The organism is Pauljensenia sp. 20925_1_25, from assembly GCF_041433955.1.
Classification (GTDB): Bacteria; Actinomycetota; Actinomycetes; order Actinomycetales; family Actinomycetaceae; genus Pauljensenia.
Genome location: NZ_JAPWCL010000044.1, coordinates 1 through 1,348 on the forward strand (window position 1 = coordinate 1; position 1,348 = coordinate 1,348).

Here is a 1,348-nt window from a genome sequence, read left to right on the forward strand (position 1 = left end):
TAATGGATATAATTAGACCCATGTTGATTTCAGGTACCGCTTTCTTGCGGTTGCGCACCAACCGCTAAGGCGGTTTCCTACCCCGTAGGTTAAAAACCGCTCCGGTCCTTTAGCCGGGCGGCTATTTGTCATGCCCGGCTCCCTTTCAAATCCAAGGAGCACACCTGATGTCTGCATACGGACACGGCCGTCACGAGCATGGCCAAAATTTTCTCACCAACCACAAGATCATCAACTCCATCATCGACCTTGTGAAACAAACCTCCGGCCCCATCATTGAGATCGGACCAGGAAGCGGTGCCCTCACTCACCCGATGGCCCACTTGGGGAGGGCGATAACGGCAGTTGAAGTGGACGCAAAACTAGCTGCCAAAATCACACAAGAAACCTCCTCGGCGGCGGTCGAAGTGGTCCATGATGATTTCCTTAACTTCCGGTTACCCGCCACTCCCTGCGTCATTGTGGGAAACATTCCCTTTCACCTCACCACTGCCATTCTTCGAAAGTTGCTGCATGCGCCAGCATGGACTGACGCTGTACTCCTCATGCAGTGGGAAGTCGCTCGCCGCCGGGCCGGGGTAGGCGCAAGCACGATGATGACGGCTCAGTGGTCCCCATGGTTCACATTTCACCTGGGTTCTCGGGTACCAAGGCCTGCTTTCCGGCCACAGCCAAACGTTGACGGGGGGATCTTAGTGATCCGCCGGGTGGGTGACCCGAAGATTCCGATAGAGCAGCGCAAAGCCTTTCAGGCGATGGTGCACACCGTTTTCACTGCCCGGGGACGCGGGATAGGGGAAATTCTCCGAAGGGCAGGGTTGTTTTCATCACGTTCAGAAACACAATCATGGTTGCGCTCGCGAGGAATCGACCCCGCGACCCTACCTCCCAGATTGCACACCAACGACTGGATCGATCTCTTCCAGGTGACTGGTTCCTCTCTACCTCACCATCGACCCATTTCACCATCGGGAAGTAGTCAACGACCTCCTCAACGGAAAAACCGAAGCCGGCGGCGTTAATCCCCACCAAAACCGAAATCCACCAGTAGTACTAAAAGGGCTCTTCCGGTTTTAGAGTGCATTGATTAGTTCGCCGGGGGTTCGGGCGTGGCACAAGATATTGGGGTCCTTGGCTTTGTAGGAAAAAGGTATCTAATCCATCCGTACAAAACTAAGGACCTACTGTGCAGCCTAACGGAAATGTCATCGTCGATACCATCTGCCGCACCGCAAAACTAGGAACTACTATCACCGGTGCCACAGAAAACGGTGACGTCACTGTTATTGAAGCCGAACCCGTCGAGCCGATCAATGAATGCCCTACCTGCGGGCAGCCTGGAGTATTC

2 protein-coding genes are annotated in these 1,348 nt (G+C 54.5%); both read left to right on the forward strand.

From position 1 onward, the window contains the following. Positions 1-20: 20 nt before the first annotated feature. Entirely contained in the window at positions 21-68 is a 48-nt protein-coding gene (locus O3932_RS10425; RefSeq protein WP_011116968.1) for an erythromycin resistance leader peptide, read from the forward strand. 99 nt (positions 69-167) lie between these two features. After that, positions 168-1,022: a 23S ribosomal RNA methyltransferase Erm gene (gene erm, locus O3932_RS10430; RefSeq protein ID WP_016459102.1), complete on the forward strand. Its 855-nt coding sequence runs from the start codon at positions 168-170 to the stop codon at positions 1,020-1,022. Positions 1,023-1,348: the final 326 nt, after the last annotated feature.